This window comes from Bradyrhizobium sp. CSA112 (genome assembly GCF_029051645.1).
GTDB lineage: Bacteria > Pseudomonadota > Alphaproteobacteria > Rhizobiales > Xanthobacteraceae > Bradyrhizobium.
The window spans coordinates 89,513-111,338 of the sequence record NZ_JAACFS010000010.1; the positions used below are offsets into that span (position 1 = coordinate 89,513).

Consider the following 21,826-nt stretch of genomic DNA (forward strand, 5'->3'; position numbering starts at 1 on the left):
TTCATCCATTTGCCGCCGTCTCTACGCCACGCTACGATGAGTCGAAAAATCCTCTTGCTCGCTGCAACTGCTTGTCCTGTCTGGTCTCAGAAGCTCTCAGAGACAGTCAGCAGGAGGCAGCGCGGTTATGCGCGAACCAGACCGTATCATCCGCTTGAGAACCGTGCTTTCCCGGACCGGGCTGTCCCGGTCCACCATCTACCGCAAGATCGCCGAGGGCACGTTCCCGCCGCAGATCAAGATCAGCATTAACGGGAGCGGCTGGCATGAGTCTGACATCAACCGCTGGATCGCCGATCCCGTCGCATGGCGCCCGAAACGCGAGTTCGATGCGGTCTGATGAGGCCTCAGGTGGATTGCTGCCGACGACAGTGAACCGGACCGGCGTCAGGCCGTAAAGGCTGGCGCTATCGCACCCCCGCTTCGCGGCTTCGGCCTTGACGCCCTGACGCCGTCCCGGTTTGAGCTCTCCAAGCAGACAAAGGCGGATTGGGAGCGGTCGCGCTTCCAATCCAGAACGGAGAGGCAGCGGGCGGAGCTCGACGGCAAAAAATTTCCCCAGACTAAACCCCAGACTAAACGCAAATTTTAGTCTGGGCGCATTTTAGGCCGTTCTGAAAATCGGCGACATGTGAAGAAGATAGATGGCGCGCCCGAAGAGATTCGAACTCCTGACCCCCAGATTCGTAGTTTTGGCCATGCGCCAAATCACGGTTAAGGGTGGTTAAGCAAGAATCGTCGGATGGGGGGTAAGTCTAAGATTTGACGGCGTAAATTAACGGCGCTTAGTCAAAGCCGGCTTAGACCTCCAGATCAAAGCGCGCGGTAGTTGGCCTCCGCATACGTGCAAAACCCGTGCAGGAGGATTTATGCCGACGACCCAAGCTCCCCGCTTATTGTTGACCGACAAAGCCGTCAAAGGCCTACCCTATTCCTCGGGCAAGGCAAAGATCGTCCGGGACAGCAAGATTCCCGGCTTTCACCTCTGGGTCGGCAAGTCAACCAAGACCTTCCGCTTCCAGTATGAGACACCCCGCTCAGAAGGTGTGCGTGGCTCAACGAAGGTCGAGTGGCTTGGAGAACACCCCCACGCCAGCGCCGACCAAGCCAGGGCAAAGGCCCTCGAAATCGTGGCCCTGCGCGCCCGCGGAGAGGCCATCCCACGCGGCTTTGCCGTTGCTGCTGAACTCGCCCCTGCCCTCACCTTCAAGGCCGCCTGGGAGGCCTACAAAGCCGCCATCACCAAAGAGAGCAAGAGCATCCGCACCATTGCCGACTACCAGGACAAGTTCGATCGGCACCTGAAGGCTTGGCATGATCGGCCGCTTGCCAGCATCAAGCGCGAGGACGTTATCCAAGAGCATGCAGCCGTCACGGAGCGCGCCCGTCAGGCGCGGGCCGGCCAAAAGTACGCCAGCGGCAAATATGCCGCCAACGGCACCATGCGGTTCGCTCGGGCCGTCTGGAATTACGCCAAAGACGAATTGGAGACGCCCGGGCTTCCCGAGCGCAACCCGTTTCGATCGGGAAAGCTGTTCCACAAGGAAAAGGCCCGTAACACCGGCATGGGTGTTGCGGAGCTACCGGGCTGGTGGGCGGAGCTCCAGGCACTCCCAAATCCGATCCGCCGCGAACTGCACTTGTTCATGTTGCTGACCGGCCTGCGCCGTACCGACGTCCTCACGGCCAGGTGGGCCAATTTCGACCCTGCCCGTCCATCGCTGCGCCTACCCTCTCCAAAGGGCGGCGAAGACCGCGCATTCGAGCTGCCGCTTTCGACCGCGCAGCTCGAATGCCTCGAGCGCGTCAGGGAGGCCGGCCGGATCTACTATCCCGAAGAAAGCAAAACCTGGATCTTCCCAGCATCCGGCAGCCATGTCGCTGAGGTCAAGGAAGAGGGCCGGCAGAAACTTTCTCACACAGGGCACGCGCTTCGGCATTCGTTTCGCACCCTGGCAGCCGCAACCGGGGTCGATCGACTTCGCCTCAAAATCCTGATGAACCATGCGATCGATGCTGACGTTACTGACTCTTACGCAAATGTTCCGGCCCTGTTCGCTTCGTTGCTGCAGGCCCAGGAACAGATCTCTCAATTTATCGCCACGGGTATAGGATTGCCCATTGCGACCGCAATCGAGGTGTCACGTGAAAACTGAGCGACACTGGCAAGCTCGATCGGGAGAATACCTGCACCAAATCGATGCGATCGACCAACAGCTCCAAGATAACCTCCACGACCAACAGCGGCTTGCGCTCGAGCGGGAGCGACGCAAAGTATGCCGCGCGTTTGCCGAGCTATTGGCAAGCGTTGACACGGGTTTCGATGAACCCGCCTTTTTCTCGGACGACGGCCGCGTAGTCAGGATGTTCATTCACATTGACGGCGTTCCGCCAAAAAAAGCACGCGTTCGCGCAAAGGATTGGCTAATGCAGCGTGGCATAGAATGGGATGGAGCCGCACCCGTGTTGCGCCACGCGATTAGGACCGCAATTGAGGCAGGAGACGATTGCCCAACTGACATATTCGGACTGTTCCACGAATGGACGATCTCGATCGACGGGCCGGATCAACGTTTCCTCAAAGCTAAAGCTGTTGCCGATGCGCTGCTCGATGCATACGAGAACAATAAGGTAGCAGACGTGTAAAGCTTAACCCTTAAGCTTAATGCGACAATCGCCTTGCAAATTTTGTCGTAAAACTAGCAAGATATATGCACTACCGGTCGCGCAATATGGCTGCGCGACTGGAAATATCGGTAGCGTTTACCCCCGTGACGTCGCAGACCTGATCTCCGATGAACAGCCGGTGCGGTAAGGCCATTTAAGCGATCCGACGAATGCAACCCATCCTGAATGGGAGCGCTCGTCTGCCTTCGCTTCTCATCTCTCATGTCGAAGACAACGTAGCGCTTCTCATTCGGTAACACCGAAGGAATTGCGCATGTCGATCGTCAACCCCACTGAGGCTAGCCCCGCCTCACCGGCCGATTTCAAAGTTCTCATCAAGCTGACAGTCCGCGAGACTCTGCAACAGCTTGACGTCGCTGGTGATGCGAGCACATTCATCAATAGCAAGGACTGCGCTGCAATGCTCGGCATTAGCCCGGAGCACCTGAGCGCCATGCGTGCTCGCAATCAAGGTCCAGCCTGGTCCGGTTACGCCAAGTGGATCCGATATCGCCGAAGCGACGTGATCGGCTGGCTGACCAACCTCCCAAAGGAAACCAGAAATGATTCCCGAGCGTCAAGCAAAGGAGAAGGGCTATGAGCGATAGTGACGTTGTATTCGAGTCCTTTCTAAGTTTGGATATCGACCCTCCTTACGCCGCTTTAGTTCCGGCGCTAAAGACCGCGCGCACCGCCCTTCTTGAAAAACGCCTATGGGAATTAGGGCAGATGGCCGCTCGGTTGCATGGGTTGAACACCCGCAAAGCGCTCGATGCGATCGCCCGGAATGAACTTTGTCTCTTAGAGGTCGCGAAGCTTGCTCATAAACGCAAAGCGACTGTTCATCTCGCTCCAAACGGAGTGGTCATCTTCACTGAGAACCATAAGCACAGGCGAACCACGCTCATTCCAAAGAGGCTGATCAGGATCAGCGTAAGCAAGATCCGTCTTGCCCAGGGAATATAGGAGGTGACGACGATGTCAGAGACGAGTGATCGACTTCGAGGGTTGCAGACAGAGGATGACCGAATTCGCTTGGGCGAGCTTATTGGCGAAAAGTATCCAAAGACCAAGGGAAATGGTCCGGCAGCGGTCGCCAAAGTCCGAAAATTGATTCGATGGATCATTAGGGACTACCAGCTGGCCCAAGCATCGGAGATATTTTGGGTGATCGACAACTATTGGTCGGTTCGCTGCGGCGTTTATTGGCCCTTGAAGACTATGAAGTCCCTTGTGCAAGAGGAATTTGACAAAGCGGTTGAAGAAGGCCGCCGCCGGCTCAGCCCTCTCGAAAAGCGACGCGCCTTGGAGGCTCAAAGACGCGCCCAGCAGGCCAAGCGAAAGGCCGATGCAGCCCTCACCAAAGAGCTGGCTGAAGCCCTCGGCACCACACGGCGATTTGCTTTGATCGCGCGCACCGAGGGTACAACTGAGCCGAAAACCGCGCGGATAATGGCGAGAGTTCTCGGCACTGATCCGAAGGACCACTTGCGCGAACGCTCCCGAACGCGCCGGCAGATGGACCTACCCAATTGGTTCATGCGCCTTTGGGTACCACAGGGGACATTCCGGGATTTTCTAGCCGATGAAGTAGAATTGGTTGAAGCAGCGGAGACAGTAGTTCGAGCCCTTCGAGCACAGAAGGGCGACGACTGGATACAACAGGGGGACATCAATTCCCTAGAAAAGCTCGTCCTGCATTGCCGCTCGGTCGATCAAAGCGATGCGGCGGCGTCCGCTGCCGAGATTTGGAAAGCCTTCAAACTCTGGAAAATTGAACTGGTGGCAGCAATGGCGACCCGAACCGTGAAGGAGGATCTATGGACTGAAGCGACGCTCCATTGGAACCACTGGAGAGCCAATCGCCCTTGATCGCAACGAGGAGGTATTCAGTAAGCCCGGAGGCAGCAGCCTAATCAGATCGACAAAGGACGGAACCGATTGCGGATAAGGGCGAGCAATTTCCAGAGCTTGTCCAAGTTTAGATACGGTCTCACTCTCTCTACTCTTATATAGGAGTATACAAGAAGAAGAAGTATAATAGGTACAGTTCTTCTTCCTCTTGTATGCTTCATAAGAGAAAGTGGCTGGTGATAATAGCCAGTAAGTCTAAGAGAAATATTTCCCTATCTTCAGTCTCGGCTGCGGCAGTGGATTTTTGGCGGGTCCTTCCGGAGCAATAGGGTCTATGAGGGTAGATCGTGAGCTCACCGTCACGCTGAAATTGGGCCCCAAAAAAATCGCCTAGGGTATAGATAAGGCGCTCGGCATCATGTTTGCCGGGCCTAACCCTGCGCAGGTTAGGCTCCGAGGGTGGTAGTGTCAGCCTTCAGGTGTGAAGCGGAAGACACTGCTCGCGAGGCACTTTCCGCCTTTGATTCAGTGCTCGCCCTAAGGACCGCCAGTTCCGCCCTAACGTCAACCGCGCGCCAGCAAGGCTTCCCCGAACGGTCCGGCTCGAGCCTAAGACGGAGACGAGCCCGAGCGCCATCAGCAGCACGCCAAGCCAAATTGTCGTCCAGCTCCGCTCGTCATCAACTTTCTCGGCGATGAGATAGGCGACCGGCACGGCAGACACGGAGGCGGCGACAGCGTCTCCAGTCACCGGTGTGGCCGCCAAAAGTGTCTCCACGTCGACTTGGCGTCTCGTGCGGTGGTCAGGCGTGAGCCGATCGATCGCTAGCTTTTCGATTGGTGCCGGTGGCACGAAGGCTGCGGACCCCGTAGCTAGCACCGGAGCAGCATCAACCACCTTGAACTCGGGCGCGGTTCGCATCGGTAGAGATGTTTCCGCCGGCGCGGAGCGCAGCAGCTCCGCACGCGCATCCACGACGGCCTTGCGCTTGCGTTGCGTGCTCTCTGTCTCGCCGGGAGCGGCGACAGGAGGCTTCGCCCTGCGATATCGAACCTGCTTTTTCACCACGATCTCCTCAGCGGCTTGGAACCAGCATTTGCGGTGGCCATCTAGACGATATACCCAGCGCAGGCCGGCGGTCGACTTGCCGGGCAGCGGCAAGCACTCCTCTTTGGCGGCAGCGGGCGCTGTGGCTTGCTGGGGAGCGGAATTGAAATTGAAGAAGTCCGCAAAAGCATTCGAATACGCAGGCGATGTTGAGAGACCTGCGAACAGGACAAAAGCCGGGAAGCAAAATCGCAAATGACCGGACATGGGAAACCCCGGTGTTGCGCCCCCAAACGACCCTTGGCCGCGACCTGGGTCACAATGCGGCTCAAATCCGGCGGCGCGGTGGATTAATTTAGGCCCGGAAACCAGATCCGTGCCCAAGCGCCGGTCCTGCAGCCAGGCGAAAGCATCCAAGGCGGCTTCCGGCCCATCCCGAACCAACGGGTCGCTGAAACTCAGTCGTGTTGCGGCCGCATGGGTGTGACGGTGATCGCCCGATGCAGTGCTCAGCTTCGTCAGGTAAATTATATACGCACATGACAGAGGCGGCTGTCGCGCAAGCCACACGCTTCTCGCTGCAACATGAACATCCGAAGCGCGTTGCCAGCATCAGCCACTAGGGCGCGCCGCGCCCGCTGCACTGACGCCGGCGCGCCGCAGTGTAACCAGGGAACAGAATCGGCGCATGGCACTTGATGTCGGGGGCTGAAGCATTCCGCCGACCATGCGTGAGATGCTCTTGTCGGCGCTCTCAATCCTTGGCTGATCACCGCTTAGAGCGTGCAATAGAGGTCGTCAGCACTCAGCGTAGTTCGGAAGACGATGTTCCCTCCGTGGATAATGTTGGGTGTCGAGGCCAACCGAGTGATCGGCTTGCGGTTGATGAAATTGATGCGCGGGGACAGAAGCGCCCGACGCGAAGCCAGGTTAATGGTAGCCGAAAAGTTAGACGTTGCCTTCAAGGCCAACGCGCGCATGTTGGAGGGTGCATCATCGGACGAAATAATTCGCATGTATCGAAGGCGCGTCGCGGCAAATGCCAAGCGGCTCAGCAAGCTCAACTCCGGCCGGCCTGCCCTCAGGCGCCGCCGACGCAAGTAGTCTTCGAGATTGAGTCTCAACGCTCTCACGACGGAGCGTTGAATATCCGCAGCCTCGCCGCCACATTGCTTCTTTCGATGATGGATATTGAGATCGGATAGCGAAAAACCGCTTTCTCCGATCTATCTTTGGCATCCGTGGAGAAACGAAGAAGCTGCCGCTCCCCGAAAGCTCCCCCTTACTACGCCTTTCGCGCGGAGTTGCTCAAAGTACACGACGCTTTGCCCGGGAGTTCAACCCTGCGGAGGTTAAGCTCTTCAAGCCTAATGTCAGTCTGTCGGTCCTCACTCATGCGTGGTCTAGGTGGCCGACGCTTAAACCAGCGTTTATGTTCGACGGACCCGTCGATTTCGCATGCCGGTGCTTATCGCTGTACGAGCCGTGGCTACAGGCCGCGTTCCCAAATCCATGTCTCCTTTCGAGGGCAAAACTGACATCGTGGCTGCCAGTGCCCAAGTCCGAAGTTGACCCTGGCTGTGCAAAAACGCGAAGGATCGAAACACGACTAGAATTACATTCTTCAGTTCGTCGTCCAAGTTGAATGCGTTTGCGAGCTTGAGCGCTAGAACGGTCTTGGACGAATAACTTCTTCTATCGCACTCAAGTGTCTTGGCGTTTTCACACAGCCAAGACCCGAAGCCGACCTTGTGCAGTGCACACCCCATCGATATGCTCGACCATTCAGTCAGCGCGGAGTGCCGAACGATGTCCGATATCTCGCGTCGGGACCTGACACTTGGCGCAGCCGGTGCTTACGCCGCGTTTGGACTCGACAAGCCGATCACATTTGTCGACGCGGCTCACGCTCAACAGGCCGTCACGCAACCCTTCCGCAAATACAAGGTCGGCGACATTGAAGTCTTCTCGCTAATCGATGGCATGCGTGACGTTCCGCTGCGGGAGGGCATGGTCAGGAATGTCAACGTCGAACAGGTCAAGACTGCGTTGCGTGGTGCCGGTTTTCCCGACAATCAGGCGCCCCTGCGGTTTATCGTCATGGCGCTCAAGCTGCGCGATCAAGTGGTCCTGATCGACTCGGGCACGGGCGGTCATCCGATTTATGGCGAGGGGAACGGCCGGCTATTCGAGAGCATGGCGGCGGCAGGCCTTGACCCCAAGGCAGTCAAAACGATCCTCATCTCCCATCTCCACGGCGACCACATTTATGGCCTGATGAACAATGAGAGCAATGCGCAAATCTTCCCGGATGCCGACATCGTGGTGCCCGCTGCGGAATTGAAATGGTGGACGCGCCCCGGAGTCGAGTCGATCGATCTTGGACCGACACGCAAAGGCCTCGCCCAGCGCATTCAGGCTACGGTGGCGACTTGGAAAAACGTCAGGCCCTTTGAGGGAGAACCAGAACTGCTGCCCGGTGTGCACGCCGTTCAGGCGCCCGGCCATAGCCCGGGAATGGTCGCACATCTGGTCACCTCCGGCAGCAAGCAGTTTCTGATCAGCGCTGACGTGGTCAATCTTGCGCCCCACATTTCGACAAATCCCGAGTGGCAGCTTGCTATCGACCAAGATCCGCAGATGGCTGTCGAGACGCGAAGGAAGATCTTCGATCGCGCGGTCGCCGACAAGCTCACCATTTCGGGTACTCACTGGTTGATGCCGAACGTCGGCACGCTGGCCAAGGATGGCAACAGCTACGTATTCGCAGCCGAGGGGTAATCCCGCCACACTATACGTTGGCAATTGGACGACCACTGCTGGCCGTAGCGGAGAACCGATCGGCACCTGAGTCAGCTTTGGCACCTTTGAGACATGCCGACCGACCCTGACAATGTCCGTTTCCAGGGGAAGACCGGAAGTAGTGGGCCGACGGCTAAAGTGACGCGATTGACCCGAAGCCGTCATAGGCCGGACCTAAATCCCGCAGCGCAGCGACCCCTGCCTTGATGCTCGCCAATCCGCTATTCTGCCTCGCTGACGAGGGCAGCGCTCGTTTCTCTGTCCCGCACTTGCATTGAGACTTCATAGAAATGTTCGCGCCCCGTCGACGAGAAGGCTGCGGGCATTATCGCGCGGATGTAGCGAGTGGAGGCGTACGCATGACAAAGTCATTCAAAGACTACGAGCACGAGGGCTGGAACAGCAAAGCTTCTCAATACGAGCGTCTCACACTACCGATCACGCGCCAAGGCTTCGAACCAATCCTTGCATCGTTCGGTGATTTGAGAGGCAAGAGGTTTCTGGACATTTGCACGGGGCCGGGCCATCTGGCGAGTGAGGCGGCGGCGCGTGGGGCGTTGGTGGATGCCGTCGATTTTTCGGAGGCGATGATTGGCGAAGCCAGGGCTCGCTTCACCGGAATAGGTTTCATGGAAGCAGATGCGGAGGCGCTCCCCTATGACGATGTCAGCTTTGACGCGGTAGCTTGCTGCTTCGGTCTCTTGCACTTACCCAATCCAGAACAGGGCGTGCGTGAGGCTTATCGTGTGCTAAAGCCTAGCGGGCGCTATTCCGTCACCCTTTGGAATGGGCCGGAACGCGGCGGCGACCTGTTCAAAGTAATTCTCCAAACGGTTTCGACGCTGGCGGACATGAACGTCGACTTGCCGAAGGCGCCCCCGATGTTTGAACTATCAGAACCGGAAAAGATTGAAACATTGATGCGGGATGCGGGGTTCACCGATATCCAACGGATCCCGATCGCTTCGGCATGGCGCACCCGTCGTGCCGAAGACATTGCGGAATGGCTCAAGTACTCGAGCGTTCGACTTTCCTTAATTATCCAGTTCCAGAAGCCGGAAGTCCGCGAACGGATCATGGAAGAGCTGGTCAAAGCATTCCGACCATATGAGAGGAGCACTGGGCTTGAAGTGGGTTGCCATTCCATTATGGCGACGGGCGTTAAGCCTCATTGACACTCACTAATGCACCGAATGCCCGCTTATGCACTTCGCTGCATCTGCTCACGGCGGTTTTTGACCCTGGCTGTTCTCTAATTCCGGGCCTGCGGTCAAGACTCTCCAAACACATCCTTGCCGGGATCATGGTTCTCTCCGCGGTAGGGGCATGCCCTCCGCATGATGGCGTAGGATGACGCTGGCGGATCAATGTGTGAAGCGCGCTTGCTTTTTGAGCATCGCAAAGCCAGGGGCGATCGCACCAACGCCAACGTCCCGGCAGGGACCTTGGATCCCGCCGTGGTCGGCGGGAATTCGATAGTTTGCTATGCTGTTTGCATGGCGGTCTCCTTTGACCATCTAAATTCGGTACTATCGATCCACATCCGATGCAGAATGACCGCAAGCTTTCGTGCAACTGCAACCTTGGCTTTGCGTAGCCCGCTTCGTTTTGCAAGCCGAATGCCCCAGGCTTTGAGCGCTGACCACTTTGCTACGCGTGTGAGCAGGACATTGGCTGCCTCAAAGAGATAGCCGCGCAACATTTTGTCGCCGCACTTCGAGATTCGGCCCGTCCAGTCGATCTCACCGGATGCGTAGCGTCGGGTCGTTAGTCCGACATAGGCTCCGACGCTTCTTGACCTTTTGAAGCGCGTAGGGTCATCGATCGTTGCAAGAAAGCAAAGAGCGGTGACAGGACCGATGCCAGGCGCTGTCATGAACTGTCGCACTTGAGCATTGCTGCGTGCGAGCTTCATGACCTTACGGTCGAGCAATCTGCTGCTCGATGGCCACTCGGGCGGTGAGTAGCGGCGTTACCGCAACGGCGAGTTCCGGCCGATTTTCGATCAGCTCTGCAGCACGCAATGCGAATGCGTTCATCTTTGCTGGGCCAATAACAAGCCCAAGGTTCTTTAGGAGTCCACGAATCTGATTCTCGAGATCCCGCTTGATCTTAACGAGCAGAGCTCGGCTGACGAGAAGAGCCTTGACCGCGTGGCTGTCGAGGTCTTTGACGCGCACCTCCTTATACCATCCACATTGTATGATGCGGGCGATGCCTACGGCATCGTTGCGGTCACTCTTGTTGATTTGCATTTTCAAAGCCGCCTTGGCGTGCCTGGCGTCGATGCAGATGACGGGCAGCCCCATCTTATTCAACTCGGTCCACAGCCATGTCGACGTTGCTCCCGTTTCGAGTCCGATCCGCGCGACATGCGGCGCGTTTGATTTGATGAATGCAGCGATCGCTTCTGGATCAGAATGAACCATTCCTTCACGCTGAATCTTTCCTGTCCGATCAACAATGCAGATCGCTGTTAGCTTCAGCGATACGTCCAGTCCGACATAATGCTCCATTGCAGCTCTCCTGTCGTTGCAAGGCTCAAGAGCCGAGCCTCATCGATTCCTGGAGAGCTGATTCTGAGAGCCTCAGTATGGCTCCGGCCCGGAATTACCCCATGTGTGAAAACGCTGCGCTTGATGTGATTCGCGCGATATGATTCCCGCACGATTTGCGGGGGGCTCGGATGAAGCGCTTCATTGAGGGTGCGGATCGTGGGCAGAGCACGCTGTTTCCTGAATGCGTGGAAGACTGGATTGGCGAGGACAATCCAGTTCGCGTCATCGACGTCCTAGTCGACGGCCTCGATCTGGCCGAGCTTGGGTTCGGCGGGGTCGATCCCGAGGCAACCGGCCGGCCGTCGTACCACCCCTCGGTTCTCCTGAAGCTTTACATTTACGGCTATCTGAACCGGGTTCAGTCGAGCCGGCGGCTTGAACGAGAAGCTGGGCGCAACGTCGAGGTCATGTGGCTGCTGGGTCGGCTCGCACCTGATCACAAGACGATCGCGGACTTCCGCAAAGACAATGGCCTGGCGCTTCGCAAGGTATGTGCGCGCTTCGTCGAACTCTGTCGTGAGATGGGTCTTCTCGCGACGGCGAGCGTTGCCATCGATGGCAGCAAGTTCAAAGCCGTGAATAACCGGGACAAGAACTTCACACGGGCGAAGGTGGAACGGCGGCGGGCCCAACTGGAGGAGAGCGTCGCGCGCTATCTGAGCCAACTTGACACGGCGGACCGGCAGGAGCCGACGGAGGCGCTGGCCGCGAAGGTGACAAGACTTACCGAGAAGCTCACAAAACTGAAGGAGGAGATGGGCAAGCTTGCCGTTTACGAGAGGCAGATGCTTGCGTCACCTGACCAGCAAATCTCGCTGACCGATCCCGACAGCCGTTCGATGGCGACGAGCGGCCGCGGTTCCGGCGTCGTCGGCTACAACGTGCAGGTCGCCGTGGACACCAAGCACCACCTGATTGTGACGCATGAGGTAACGAACAGCGGTTCAGATCGGGCTCAATTGGCCAATGTGGCCAAGCAGGCGAAGGCTGTTCTACAGACCGAGACGCTCGAGGCTGTTGCCGATCGCGGCTACTTCAGCAGCGTGGAGATCCTCGCCTGCCACGAGGCCGGCATCACAGTAACTCTGCCCAAGCCGCAGATGTCGGGCGCCAAATCGGATGGCCGCTTCGGCAAGCAGGACTTTGTCTATTTGCCGGAGGAGGACGCCTATCGCTGTCCGGCTGGAGAGCAACTGCCATATCGTTTTACGAGCGAGGAAGATGGCAAGCGGATAAGGCGTTACTGGACCAACGCCTGCCAAAATTGTTCGCTCAAGTCCCAGTGCACGACAGGGCCAGAGCGGCGAATTCCACGATGGGAGCATGAGGACCTGCTCGATGCCGTGCAGCAGCGCCTTGATGCGAACCCGCTCGCCATGCGTCAGCGTCGCGAGACGGTCGAGCATCCGTTCGGCACGATGAAGGCCCGCATGGGAGCGACACACTTCCTCACCAAAACGCTTCCAAAAGTAGCCGCCGAGATGGCTCTCTCGGTTCTGGCCTACAATCTGACACGGGTCATGAACATCATCGGAACCAAGCCGCTGATGGCTGCAATCGCAGCCTGAGACTGAACCGATCCTGGCCTCTCATCGACTTCCCTGGGAAGGGCGTTTTTACACGACCAAGACCCAACGCGGACATTGACCCAAGACCAGCCCATCCTGTCTCTCAACTGCGTGGCTGGCAGCAGCGCGAGTGTAAGACGATGCTGACGCAAATTTACGAGGTTGCGACACCTGCGGAAGCCGAGGCGATATCGGCAATCGGCGTGGATCATGTCGGCGTGCTCGTCGGCGATGGTGCGTTCCCTCGGGAACTTCCGGTTCAGAAGGCGTCAGCCGTTATGAGGATGATCCGGGCGCCGTCCGTACTTTCCGCGCTGTTCCTCTCGGCGGATGTCGCTCTTATCGAGCGGATGGCAGGGGAGCTTGATCCGCCCATCGTTCATCTTGGCGCATCAAGCGAATTGCTCACGCCTGATCTTGTCGTGGCGCTGCGCAAGTCCCTGCCGAAGACCAAATTCATGCGCAGCGTACCTGTCATGGGACCTGAGGCGGTAGGTATAGCGCAAGCATATGAAGGAGTTGTCGATTGGATCCTGCTTGACAGTCATCATGCAGGTGATTTGCAAATCGGCGCGCAGGGCGTGACGCATGACTGGAACATCAGTCGAAAGATAGTGGAGAGTGTTCGTACCCCAGTAATACTTGCTGGTGGCCTCGGACCAGACAATGTCAAAGAAGCTATTCGGTCGGTGCGACCTGCCGGTGTTGATTCGAAAACAAGAACCGATCAAGAGGGCACTCACTCAAAAAACCTGGGGAAGGTGGAAGCCTTCTATCGCGCTGCGACGAGCGGTTAGATCGCACTTCAGTCGCTGCATGTCCGTTGCTGGGGGATGAGCGGACCTTGCCCGGCCGCCGGCCGATGTCGGCTTGATGCTGTGGAAATGGCTGGCTGACGCCATAGAGTGATTTGCAAATGGCAGTAGCCATTGAAAAGGCCCGGCAGCCATGCCGGGCCTTTGCGATTGTTGAGCTCTGAATGCTGAACTCAGAAGTCCATGCCGCCCATACCACCCATGCCGCCGCCAGGAGGCATGCCGGCGCCGCCTTGGTTTTTCTTCGGCACTTCGGCCACCATGGCTTCCGTGGTGATCAGGAGCGCCGCGACCGAGGCCGCGTTCTGGATCGCCACGCGAACCACCTTGGTCGGGTCGATGATGCCCTTGGAGACCAGATTGCCGTATTCGCCGTTCTGCGAGTCGAAGCCGTAGGAGTACTGCTCCTTCTCGAGGATCTTGCCGAGGATGACGGAGCCGTCTTCACCGGCGTTGATCGCGATCTGGCGGGCCGGCCAAGACAGCGCCTTGCGCACGATCTCGACGCCGGTCTTCTGGTCGTCGTTCTGGGTCTTGAGGCGCTTGAGCTGCTCGGTGGCGCGGAGCAGGGCGACGCCGCCGCCCGGCACGATGCCTTCTTCAACCGCCGCACGGGTCGCATGCATCGCGTCATCCACGCGATCCTTGCGCTCCTTCACCTCGACTTCGGTCGCGCCGCCGACGCGGATCACCGCGACGCCGCCCGCGAGCTTGGCCAGACGCTCCTGCAGCTTCTCACGGTCGTAGTCCGAGGTGGTTTCCTCGATCTGCGCCTTGATCTGGGCCACGCGGGCCTCGATGTCGACCTTCTTGCCGCCCCCGCTGACGATGGTGGTGTTTTCCTTGTCGATCATCACCTTCTTGGCGCGACCGAGCATCTGCAGCGTGACGTTCTCGAGCTTGATGCCGAGGTCTTCCGAGATCGCCTGACCGCCGGTCAGAACGGCGATATCTTGCAGCATGGCCTTGCGGCGATCGCCGAAGCCCGGAGCCTTGACGGCCGCGACCTTTAGGCCACCACGCAGGCGGTTGACCACGAGGGTAGCGAGGGCTTCGCCTTCGACGTCTTCGGCGATAATCAGAAGCGGCTTGCCGCTCTGCACCACGGCTTCGAGCAACGGCAGCAGTTCGTTCAGCGAGGACAGCTTCTTCTCGTTGATCAGGACATAGGCATCGTCCATTTCAACGCGCATCTTGTCGGCGTTGGTGATGAAGTAGGGCGAGATGTAACCGCGGTCGAACTGCATGCCTTCAACGACTTCAAGCTCGGTCTGGAGCGACTTGGCTTCCTCGACCGTGATGACACCCTCGTTGCCGACCTTCTTCATGGCGTCGGAGAGGAACTTGCCGATTTCGGCGTCGCCGTTGGCGGAGATGGTGCCAACTTGGGCGATTTCGTCGTTCGAGGTGACCTTCTTGGAGTTCTTGACAAGGTCGGCGACCACGGCTTCCACCGCCAGGTCGATACCGCGCTTCAGATCCATCGGATTCATGCCGGCCGCGACCGACTTGGCGCCTTCACGGACGATCGCAGCCGCGAGAACGGTGGCGGTGGTGGTGCCGTCGCCGGCAGCGTCCGCCGATTTGGAGGCGACTTCGCGCACCATCTGGGCGCCCATGTTCTCGAACTTGTCCTCAAGCTCGATCTCCTTAGCGACGGTGACGCCGTCCTTGGTCATGCGGGGGGCGCCGAATGACTTGTCGAGCACGACGTTGCGGCCCTTCGGACCGAGCGTCACTTTTACCGCGTTGTTGAGAATATCGACACCGCGGAGCATGCGATCGCGGGCATCAACGCCAAATTTGACTTCTTTTGCTGACATGTTTTGTTCCCTTCGAAAGGTGATTGGGAAGACGCTTACGCGGCATGCTTCTTGGCGGCGGAAGCGTCGGTGAGAACACCCATGATGTCGCCCTCCTTCATGATCAGGAGCTCCTGGCCATCAATCTTGACCTCGGTGCCCGACCATTTACCGAACAGCACGCGGTCGCCGACCTTGAGGTCGATCGGGATCAGCTTGCCGGATTCGTCGCGGCTACCCGGGCCGACGGCGATGACTTCGCCCTGCGAGGGCTTTTCCTTGGCACTGTCGGGAATAATGATGCCGCCAGCGGTCTTGTCTTCGGCGTCGATGCGCTTGACCACGACGCGATCGTGAAGCGGACGGAATTTCATGGAGTCCTCCTTAAGTTTCTGAAACTGCTATGATTTCTAAATTGGCAATCGGGAATAGCGAGTGCTATTCACGCCGCAAATAAGCCCGCTTGGCGGACTCGCAAGTGCCTGCCGAAACGATATTCGGCTCGCTGCGATGCCGAGGCCCTCACTCAATTGACCGCGGTTTTGGAAAGGCGCTCGGGGCGCGTGCCAAAGCGCGACTGGACGGGTGGGCACCGTAACGATGCGTGGAAGTCTGCAGCTAGACCCGCCTGCCGAAAGACACGGGAGGCTCGCTATGGTCACAACCTACTTGATCTCAATCGAGGTTTTTGCAGTCTCAGCATCAGAGCCCGGTGTACCATAGAGTTCCTTCAATTGGCGACCGGCTGTTTCAAACTGCGCATTTAGGAATTGCGCTTGTAGATTTGCAGCCTCTTGAAAGTCACTGCATCGAAGCAAATTTCGTGCATGATCAAATGCTGCATTCATATTCTGCGCGCCCAGTGAGAGCAGTTTCTTCGAAAAGTCCGTCGTCGGATTAGGAACCATTGAAGCCGATCTGTCGGCGGCTTCAATTAGGCGGGACACATTTTGCTCCGCTTGCTCGATGGCCTTCTCGACCATCTCTTTCACCTGTTCTGGGATTTGCAAACTCGATTTCAATTCAGCCATTTCGCAACCCCTTCGCACTACCTACGGGCATCAATTGTTTGTCCTTCGACTCCTCATGGCATGATGCAAGAAGTCAAGATGCCTCGTCAGTTGAGTTCTTTTACGAACCTGATCAGCGCTGCATTGATGTCTTCTGGCCGCTCTTGCTGAGTCCAATGTCCACAATCCGGGAGCATGATGGTCTCACGTAGTTGAGGAACAAACTGTCCTAAATTCGCAATCAGCTTATCCGCGCCCGGAAACCGAACTACGAGGTCGCGGTCACCCGCAACGTAAAGGGCTGGAATGGTCACCTTTGCGCCTGCCCACGGCGCAAGCAATTCCCAGTTTCGGTCAATGTTGCGATACCAGTTAAGTCCCCCACGAAATCCGGATCGCTTGAACTCGTTTGAGTAGAAGTCAATGTCGGTTTGAGTGATCCAAGATGGCATAGCGTTCAAAGGGATTCGACTGTCCAACCAGAAAACGCTCTTCGGAATCATTCCCACACTGGCCGATTCAACGTTCGCGCTTCCAGCGACACCGAGCAACATAGTGCTCAATGACCGGTCAACATCCTTCTCGAGGTCAGCTTCCGCTATCCCCGGCTTCTGAAAATACAATTGATAAAAGATGGCGTCGTTCGTCTCGTTCATGGTAGTCGTCGGAGGGACGTCGCCGCGTGGACGGAATGGAACGCTAAGACCAACAACACCTTTGAACTTGTCGGGTCGAAATAGAGCCGAATGCCAAGCGACCGGTGCGCCCCAGTCGTGTCCCACGATGACCGCTTCCTTAAAACCAAGGGCCTCGACAAGACCGACCATGTCACCGGTCAGGTGAAGCAGGGTGTATTGGTCAATTGCTTCCGGTTTGTCGGTTTGGCCATAGCCGCGCATGTCAGGTGCGACAGCGCAGTAGCCAGCGCTTGCCAATGCCTTGAGTTGATGCCGCCACGAATACCAAGATTCGGGAAATCCATGACATAGCAGCACGAGGGGGCCTTCGCCTGCCGTCGCGACATGCATCTTGATCCCATTGGTCGTGAGGAACTTGTGCGTGATTTCCAAAGCGGCCCCCCAAACAATCGTGTTTTATGAGAATTATTGGCCTATCGAATTACGCGCCGGTCAGCATCGAACCTTCGCCTGAGCATCTTCCGAACTATTGAACATATACCGGCATTAGCAAACGAGTCTTTGAGACTAAGTGGGCCCGTCCCGTTTGGATCAATTGGATGCGCGGCGGAAGGCTTTGTGAGGGTTGGCGGCTTGTCGTTTGGCATGACAAAGAGATTTTGCGCAATATACGAAGTAATCGAGAAGCCGGCTACTTCTGCTCATGGCAGATTTTGTTGCAAAAGTCGGTTGAGACAGGCCTCGAGGCGTGATTCCGTTGTGCTGACGCGAATCGCGGCGGGGTCGATCCATGATGGGCCGTCTGAAGAGTGACCAAGGTCAACTGTTCTACGAGTTTCGTCTTGGCGATGCAGTCCCCGAAGATCATCTGGTGCGCAAGATCGACACTGCTCTTGATCTGTCCTGGCTGCGCAGCGAACTTGCACCTCATTATTCGTCCACGGGTCGACCGTCGATCGATCCGGAGTTGATGATCCGGATGCTGATCGTAGGGTATGTCTTTGCGATCCGCTCGGAGCGATTGATCTGCCGCGAAGTACAGGTGAAACTCGCCTATCGCTGGTTCTGCAGGCTCGGTATCGAGGACGCCATCCCGGATCATTCGGCGTTCTCACGCGCTCGCAACGAGCGTTTCCGCGATGGGGATGTCTTTCGTCGCGTGTTCGAGCGGGTCGTCGAGGCGTGCATTGCCGCCGGTCTGGTTGGCGGCGAAGGCTTTGCGGTCGATGCGAGCCTGATCCAAGCCGATGCCAACAAGCAGCGCTCGATCGCGGGTAAGGATTGGCGCAGGGATCGCGATCCGGCGAGGTCCCGCCGCGCCGTCAAGGAGTATCTGGCGACCCTCGACGATACGGCGTGGGGCGCCGCCAGCGACGTTATCCCGAAGTTCTTCTCGCCATCGGATCCTGCGGCGCAGTGGACCGGAGCGCACAAGGGGCCAGCATTCTTCGCTTACTCCGACAACTATCTCGTCGACGTGAAGTTCGGCGTCATCGTCGACGTTGAGGCGTCCCGCGCCATTCGCCAGGCCGAGGTTGGCGCCGCAAGGACCATGATCGAACGGACAGAAGAGCGCTTCGGCCTCAAGCCGGAGCGGCTTGTTGGGGATACCGCTTACGGGGCAGCTCCGATGCTGAACTGGCTGGTCGAGGAGAAAGGCATCGCGCCACATATTCCTGTATTCGACAAATCGAAGCGCGATGACGGCACCTTCTCGCGTGGCGACTTTCGATATGATCCGGCCAGCGACGTCTACCATTGCCCGGGCGGAAAGCAGCTGGGAACGAGCGGCACGGTACACGAGGGAAAGACGCTTCTGTATCGCGCCAGCAAGCTCGACTGCGATATATGTCCACTCAAACCCCAGTGCTGCCCCAAGGAACCATCACGCAAGATCCCGCGCGATATCCATGAACATGCCCGAGACGTCGCCCGTTCGCTCGCTGGCACCGAGGGCTTTGAGCAGTCGCGACGTGAGCGCAAGAAGATCGAGATGCGGTTCGCACACCTGAAGCGCATCCTGAAGCTCGGCCGGCTTCGACTGCGTGGTCCACGAGGTGCCCAGGATGAGTTTGTTCTGGCCGCTATTGCTCAGAACCTCCGGCGACTCGCAATCCTGGTCGCGCGGCCGCCACCCACTGAGGCCCTGTGCATCGTGTAGCGTTTGGAGTTGCGTAGATGGCGTCAGGGCTGGCGGATCAAACCCGGCCGCTCATGCGAAGTGGCTGACCGTCCATCGGCAGCCGCCGACTTTTGCAACAAAATCGGCACTTTTCGGACGTCGCACGCAGATGCAGCAATACCCGGTGTTGAGGGAAGAGCGGACATCGGGAAGACCTCTCTAGAAGGAAAACAAGACATCCCAAAATTCCGGCGTAGGGAAGGGCGCCTGAAATACATTTCGATCCGACTAACCGTGGCGACCTCACCAAAGCCGACGTCGATTTCTATGTGTTCGCTCCCCTGCGGCTCCCCTCCGCAATTTGAATGAGGAGTATTGCGCTTGGCTGGAGCAATTATCTGCAGCGGGCCCAAACCTTCACAGGGTTGAGATCCGCTCAGGACGAGGTTGAAAAAACTCCCGACAAGGCCGTTCTGGTGCGGAAGCGAACCTCGGCGAGCGTTCGATGTCCCGCTCTTCTCCCGAACGCGGATAGTTCATCGACACCACGACCACCCAGTTTGTGTCAGAAGTTATCGCCCACGGCGAACGGCGAACGGACATCACCGTGCCGCGGCGGTGCGTCGCAATCAGCCTGAGATCAGGCAGTCTCGGTAATACTCACTCGCTGCGGTAAGTAGCCCAAATAATCGTGTCTAGCTCCGCGATGTTCTTGGCGGGATAACTTGGATTGCCTCGTAACGCCGCTCGGAGTTTCAGTGCCAAATCGACGTATCGTTCTCCCTCGGTCGACCCGCGAGGAGCCTTGAAACCGGTGTCGCTCAGGTAGTCCCAAACAGGATTGTTCAAAACGGGATACAGTTCGGGGAAGCGAAGGCATAACATCTCTGAGAAAAATGCGCCTCTGGCAGAAACTCTCAACTTGCTCAGACGATCGATCTCTGCGACCAACAGGTCGTCACGCTCTTCTGGATCGCAATCCTCAATGACCAGAAAACTGCGAGCAAGTTCTTGGAAATTGCTACCCTTGCCGACACGCTCCCATCCGCTTCCTTGTAGGCGGTCACCAACCCCATGGCTCCAGTACTTCGACAGCCGCTCATAAAAGCCCTCGTTGGTAATTCGCGCGGCAGCACAATTCCGAAAAAGCTTCATCAGGCCGGTCTTATGCTTTTTGTACTGCAAGAGCTGCTGTCTCCGCTGCTGAAGCAGCTTCCTCGTGCCGTTCGCCCGCGGAAGCCGTAGCGGTACGACCTCGGTGCCGGCGCTATTGGTTGCACTGCCCTGCCTCCTGCCGGGCGTTCTTGGAGCTTCCGTGTACTTTTTTAGCCAGTCCTCGGAAACCGGCACGCAAGCGTCTTCGATATCCTTCACCCAGCGCTTTGCATCGATGAATTGATTTCGAGACATTGTGCAGAAGATGTTAGCCTCGTAGTTGCTGTCAAATGCCGCGCGCGTGAGATTCGACGATCCAATAATTGCGAAGTGCTTGCCATCTGCGTTCATCCAGAAGACAGCTTTCGGATGAAACCCGTTGATTTGCTCGGCCACCTTGAAGCAGTTCGCCCTCCCCTCCGGAAGCCAGGCCAATACCTTGAGGCACGCATCCTTGCGCGTGATACCGAAGTCCTTACCGATAATGATTCTGAACCGCCGGCATTGCGGGTTCAGCTTTAAGCCCTCATCCCAGTCCGTGAGGTATGCGCTAACAATGTACAGCTCGACTGCGTCTCTGAACGCGGTCCTGTAGTTTATTGCCAGCCCCGCAGGCCCCTGGGGCCGATGAAGCATCAGTTCCAATGCGCTCCCCCAGAGCTTCCCGTACCAAGACGAGCCTCGAGCCGACGGCTGCCTCGCCGAAAGAAGTCTAATCTCTAGATCATTGTGGCCCACGCAGGCAAAAGGACTTAGATTTGAAACACTCCGCGGTCCACATGAACCTTCGCGGTCCTGTACCTTCGAACGGTAATGATCTGCCGTAGAGCTACTAACTCTCGCATTCAAGGAGACGAGTGGCTCCATAAAGCCATTAGCGCGTGATTGAGCGGCTCTCCGGTGAACTGGATCTCGTGGCCGGCACCTTCGATCACCATGCGGGAAGCGCCGATGCGTTGCGCTAGGTCGTCACAGATTGCGTCGAACCCTGCACTATGCCCACCCGATATCACGAGTTTGGGGAAGGGGGCAGACGCCAGCTTAGCAAGCGGAGGTTCAGCCTCCCAGATCGGCCGACCGCGGCGGAAGACGGGTACGAGCGGCACTGCAGCGGCGATCAGTTCGGGGGAAAGAGCGCTCGGATCACTTCCCACAATTTCCAGGAAACGAATGACCCATTCCTCGTCCGGAGCCTTCTGATCCCAGAGAGAGCGAACCTCTCCTACGAGTGTCCTCGCTGCTTCATTGTGCTGGCCCAACGCGAAGGTGGCCGGCTCCAGTAATGTAATAGATAGAGCCGCTTCGGGACGGCGGGCGGCGGCGAACAGCACGCCGAGACCACCGTAGGAATGCCCTACAAGGTGCGCGCCATTGCCCATGAGACCGGCAATGTCGTCGGCATCGACTAGAAAATCCTCACCTTGAGCCGCGGGACTTCGCCCATAACCACGCCTGTCCGGAACTATCAGACGAAAGCCGCTGTCGGCGAGCGGTCGCTGAGCCTGCCACTCGTCGGATGCTGTTGCCAGTGAACCGTGCACTAACACGACGGGCACGCCCGACCCCCATGCTTCCATGAACAAATCGCTCATTACTCGACCACCCTTTCAATTCGGCAAGGCTTTGGCTCGCTCCACTTCAGACGACAGGGGAGACCCTAGTTGGGCGGGGTATTAGCCATAGGTCGAGAACGGCTAGTAGGAGAAGGTGTCCGGGCGGATTGTTCCGCAGCGATCACGAGGGGCCGATCCTATGAGAGCGCAACTGCCTGTTCATACTAGCAAACG

General features: G+C 57.7%; 20 protein-coding genes. 11 read left to right on the forward strand and 9 right to left on the reverse strand.

Annotated features, from left to right (window positions below; genetic code table 11):
* The first annotated feature begins 127 nt into the window (after positions 1-127).
* From GWE18_RS19165 to GWE18_RS19190, 6 genes are all read left to right on the forward strand, one after another.
* Positions 128-340, forward strand: coding sequence for an AlpA family transcriptional regulator (locus tag GWE18_RS19165; protein ID WP_275187266.1), 213 nt, complete (start codon positions 128-130; stop codon positions 338-340).
* A 529-nt stretch (positions 341-869) separates the two neighbouring features.
* On the forward strand, positions 870-2,156 hold the full coding sequence (locus GWE18_RS19170) for an integrase family protein (protein WP_275187267.1): 1,287 nt from the start codon (positions 870-872) through the stop codon (positions 2,154-2,156).
* The gene (locus tag GWE18_RS19175) at positions 2,146-2,646 is read left to right on the forward strand and encodes a hypothetical protein (RefSeq protein WP_275187268.1); all 501 of its coding nucleotides are present in this window, start codon (positions 2,146-2,148) and stop codon (positions 2,644-2,646) included. The genes GWE18_RS19170 and GWE18_RS19175 overlap by 11 nt, the downstream gene beginning before the upstream one ends.
* 295 nt (positions 2,647-2,941) lie before the next feature.
* The gene (locus GWE18_RS19180; RefSeq protein ID WP_275187269.1) at positions 2,942-3,268 is read left to right on the forward strand and encodes a hypothetical protein; all 327 of its coding nucleotides are present in this window, start codon (positions 2,942-2,944) and stop codon (positions 3,266-3,268) included.
* Entirely contained in the window at positions 3,265-3,633 is a 369-nt protein-coding gene (locus tag GWE18_RS19185; RefSeq protein WP_275187270.1) for a hypothetical protein, read from the forward strand. The genes GWE18_RS19180 and GWE18_RS19185 overlap by 4 nt, the downstream gene beginning before the upstream one ends.
* 12 nt (positions 3,634-3,645) lie before the next feature.
* Positions 3,646-4,539, forward strand: a complete 894-nt coding sequence (locus GWE18_RS19190) for a hypothetical protein (RefSeq protein WP_275187271.1) — start codon at positions 3,646-3,648, stop codon at positions 4,537-4,539.
* Between the two features lie 457 nt (positions 4,540-4,996).
* Here the strand turns inward: GWE18_RS19190 and GWE18_RS19195 are convergent, their stop codons facing one another.
* Positions 4,997-5,836 carry a hypothetical protein gene (locus GWE18_RS19195; protein ID WP_275187272.1) on the reverse strand — a complete coding sequence of 280 codons (840 nt, stop codon included), beginning with the start codon at positions 5,834-5,836 and terminating at the stop codon, positions 4,997-4,999.
* 1,542 nt (positions 5,837-7,378) lie between these two features.
* Between GWE18_RS19195 and GWE18_RS19200 the strand changes: the two genes are divergently transcribed.
* Both GWE18_RS19200 and GWE18_RS19205 read left to right on the forward strand, forming a co-directional pair.
* On the forward strand, positions 7,379-8,350 hold the full coding sequence (locus GWE18_RS19200) for an MBL fold metallo-hydrolase (protein WP_275187273.1): 972 nt from the start codon (positions 7,379-7,381) through the stop codon (positions 8,348-8,350).
* A gap of 380 nt (positions 8,351-8,730) precedes the next feature.
* A complete protein-coding gene (locus GWE18_RS19205) occupies positions 8,731-9,546 on the forward strand; it encodes a methyltransferase domain-containing protein (RefSeq protein ID WP_275187274.1) in 816 nt (271 codons plus the stop codon).
* Between the two features lie 308 nt (positions 9,547-9,854).
* Here GWE18_RS19205 and GWE18_RS42310 read toward each other — a convergent pair whose 3' ends face one another.
* Positions 9,855-10,304 (reverse strand): transposase, encoded by a 450-nt coding sequence (locus GWE18_RS42310; RefSeq protein WP_342804273.1) that lies wholly within the window; start codon positions 10,302-10,304, stop codon positions 9,855-9,857.
* Positions 10,291-10,887 carry a transposase gene (locus GWE18_RS42315; protein WP_342804274.1) on the reverse strand — a complete coding sequence of 199 codons (597 nt, stop codon included), beginning with the start codon at positions 10,885-10,887 and terminating at the stop codon, positions 10,291-10,293. Before GWE18_RS42315 ends, GWE18_RS42310 begins: the two co-directional genes overlap by 14 nt.
* Positions 10,888-11,057: 170 nt before the next feature.
* Between GWE18_RS42315 and GWE18_RS19215 the strand changes: the two genes are divergently transcribed.
* Positions 11,058-12,497, forward strand: coding sequence for an IS1182 family transposase (locus GWE18_RS19215; protein WP_275187275.1), 1,440 nt, complete (start codon positions 11,058-11,060; stop codon positions 12,495-12,497).
* A 140-nt stretch (positions 12,498-12,637) separates the two neighbouring features.
* Complete coding sequence (locus GWE18_RS19220; protein ID WP_275187276.1) at positions 12,638-13,294, forward strand: phosphoribosylanthranilate isomerase; 657 nt, start codon at positions 12,638-12,640, stop codon at positions 13,292-13,294.
* 191 nt (positions 13,295-13,485) lie between these two features.
* On the opposite strand, the gene groL is transcribed toward GWE18_RS19220, so the two are convergent.
* The 4 genes from groL to GWE18_RS19240 all read right to left on the reverse strand — a co-directional run bounded on the left by groL (position 13,486) and on the right by GWE18_RS19240 (position 17,194).
* Positions 13,486-15,135, reverse strand: coding sequence for a chaperonin GroEL (gene groL / locus GWE18_RS19225; protein WP_275187277.1), 1,650 nt, complete (start codon positions 15,133-15,135; stop codon positions 13,486-13,488).
* 35 nt (positions 15,136-15,170) lie between these two features.
* Positions 15,171-15,488 (reverse strand): co-chaperone GroES, encoded by a 318-nt coding sequence (locus GWE18_RS19230; RefSeq protein ID WP_275187278.1) that lies wholly within the window; start codon positions 15,486-15,488, stop codon positions 15,171-15,173.
* A gap of 291 nt (positions 15,489-15,779) precedes the next feature.
* Positions 15,780-16,145: a phasin family protein gene (locus GWE18_RS19235; protein WP_275187279.1), complete on the reverse strand. Its 366-nt coding sequence runs from the start codon at positions 16,143-16,145 to the stop codon at positions 15,780-15,782.
* 86 nt (positions 16,146-16,231) lie between these two features.
* Positions 16,232-17,194 (reverse strand): alpha/beta hydrolase, encoded by a 963-nt coding sequence (locus tag GWE18_RS19240; RefSeq protein WP_275187280.1) that lies wholly within the window; start codon positions 17,192-17,194, stop codon positions 16,232-16,234.
* Positions 17,195-17,552: 358 nt separating this feature from the next.
* Here GWE18_RS19240 and GWE18_RS19245 point away from each other — a divergent pair, with 358 nt between their 5' ends.
* Positions 17,553-18,923: an IS1182 family transposase gene (locus tag GWE18_RS19245; protein WP_275187281.1), complete on the forward strand. Its 1,371-nt coding sequence runs from the start codon at positions 17,553-17,555 to the stop codon at positions 18,921-18,923.
* Between the two features lie 621 nt (positions 18,924-19,544).
* Here the strand turns inward: GWE18_RS19245 and GWE18_RS19250 are convergent.
* Positions 19,545-20,675, reverse strand: coding sequence for a phospholipase D family protein (locus tag GWE18_RS19250; protein ID WP_275187346.1), 1,131 nt, complete (start codon positions 20,673-20,675; stop codon positions 19,545-19,547).
* Positions 20,676-20,884: 209 nt separating this feature from the next.
* Positions 20,885-21,631: an alpha/beta fold hydrolase gene (locus GWE18_RS19255; protein WP_275187282.1), complete on the reverse strand. Its 747-nt coding sequence runs from the start codon at positions 21,629-21,631 to the stop codon at positions 20,885-20,887.
* Positions 21,632-21,826: the final 195 nt, after the last annotated feature.

Excerpts from the sequence above, each read along its gene's own strand:
- GWE18_RS19185 (WP_275187270.1), top strand. The coding sequence starts at position 3,265 with ATGAGCGATAGTGACGTTGTATTCGAGTCCTTTCTAAGTTTGGATATC.
- GWE18_RS19165 (WP_275187266.1), top strand. The coding sequence starts at position 128 with ATGCGCGAACCAGACCGTATCATCCGCTTGAGAACCGTGCTTTCCCGG.
- GWE18_RS19180 (WP_275187269.1), top strand. The coding sequence starts at position 2,942 with ATGTCGATCGTCAACCCCACTGAGGCTAGCCCCGCCTCACCGGCCGAT.
- groL (WP_275187277.1), bottom strand. The coding sequence starts at position 15,135 with ATGTCAGCAAAAGAAGTCAAATTTGGCGTTGATGCCCGCGATCGCATG.
- GWE18_RS19190 (WP_275187271.1), top strand. The coding sequence starts at position 3,646 with ATGTCAGAGACGAGTGATCGACTTCGAGGGTTGCAGACAGAGGATGAC.
- GWE18_RS19215 (WP_275187275.1), top strand. The coding sequence starts at position 11,058 with ATGAAGCGCTTCATTGAGGGTGCGGATCGTGGGCAGAGCACGCTGTTT.
- GWE18_RS19235 (WP_275187279.1), bottom strand. The coding sequence starts at position 16,145 with ATGGCTGAATTGAAATCGAGTTTGCAAATCCCAGAACAGGTGAAAGAG.
- GWE18_RS42315 (WP_342804274.1), bottom strand. The coding sequence starts at position 10,887 with ATGGAGCATTATGTCGGACTGGACGTATCGCTGAAGCTAACAGCGATC.
- GWE18_RS19195 (WP_275187272.1), bottom strand. The coding sequence starts at position 5,836 with ATGTCCGGTCATTTGCGATTTTGCTTCCCGGCTTTTGTCCTGTTCGCA.
- GWE18_RS19220 (WP_275187276.1), top strand. The coding sequence starts at position 12,638 with ATGCTGACGCAAATTTACGAGGTTGCGACACCTGCGGAAGCCGAGGCG.
- GWE18_RS19245 (WP_275187281.1), top strand. The coding sequence starts at position 17,553 with ATGATGGGCCGTCTGAAGAGTGACCAAGGTCAACTGTTCTACGAGTTT.
- GWE18_RS19255 (WP_275187282.1), bottom strand. The coding sequence starts at position 21,631 with ATGAGCGATTTGTTCATGGAAGCATGGGGGTCGGGCGTGCCCGTCGTG.
- GWE18_RS19250 (WP_275187346.1), bottom strand. The coding sequence starts at position 20,675 with ATGCTTCATCGGCCCCAGGGGCCTGCGGGGCTGGCAATAAACTACAGG.
- GWE18_RS19205 (WP_275187274.1), top strand. The coding sequence starts at position 8,731 with ATGACAAAGTCATTCAAAGACTACGAGCACGAGGGCTGGAACAGCAAA.
- GWE18_RS19230 (WP_275187278.1), bottom strand. The coding sequence starts at position 15,488 with ATGAAATTCCGTCCGCTTCACGATCGCGTCGTGGTCAAGCGCATCGAC.
- GWE18_RS19200 (WP_275187273.1), top strand. The coding sequence starts at position 7,379 with ATGTCCGATATCTCGCGTCGGGACCTGACACTTGGCGCAGCCGGTGCT.
- GWE18_RS19170 (WP_275187267.1), top strand. The coding sequence starts at position 870 with ATGCCGACGACCCAAGCTCCCCGCTTATTGTTGACCGACAAAGCCGTC.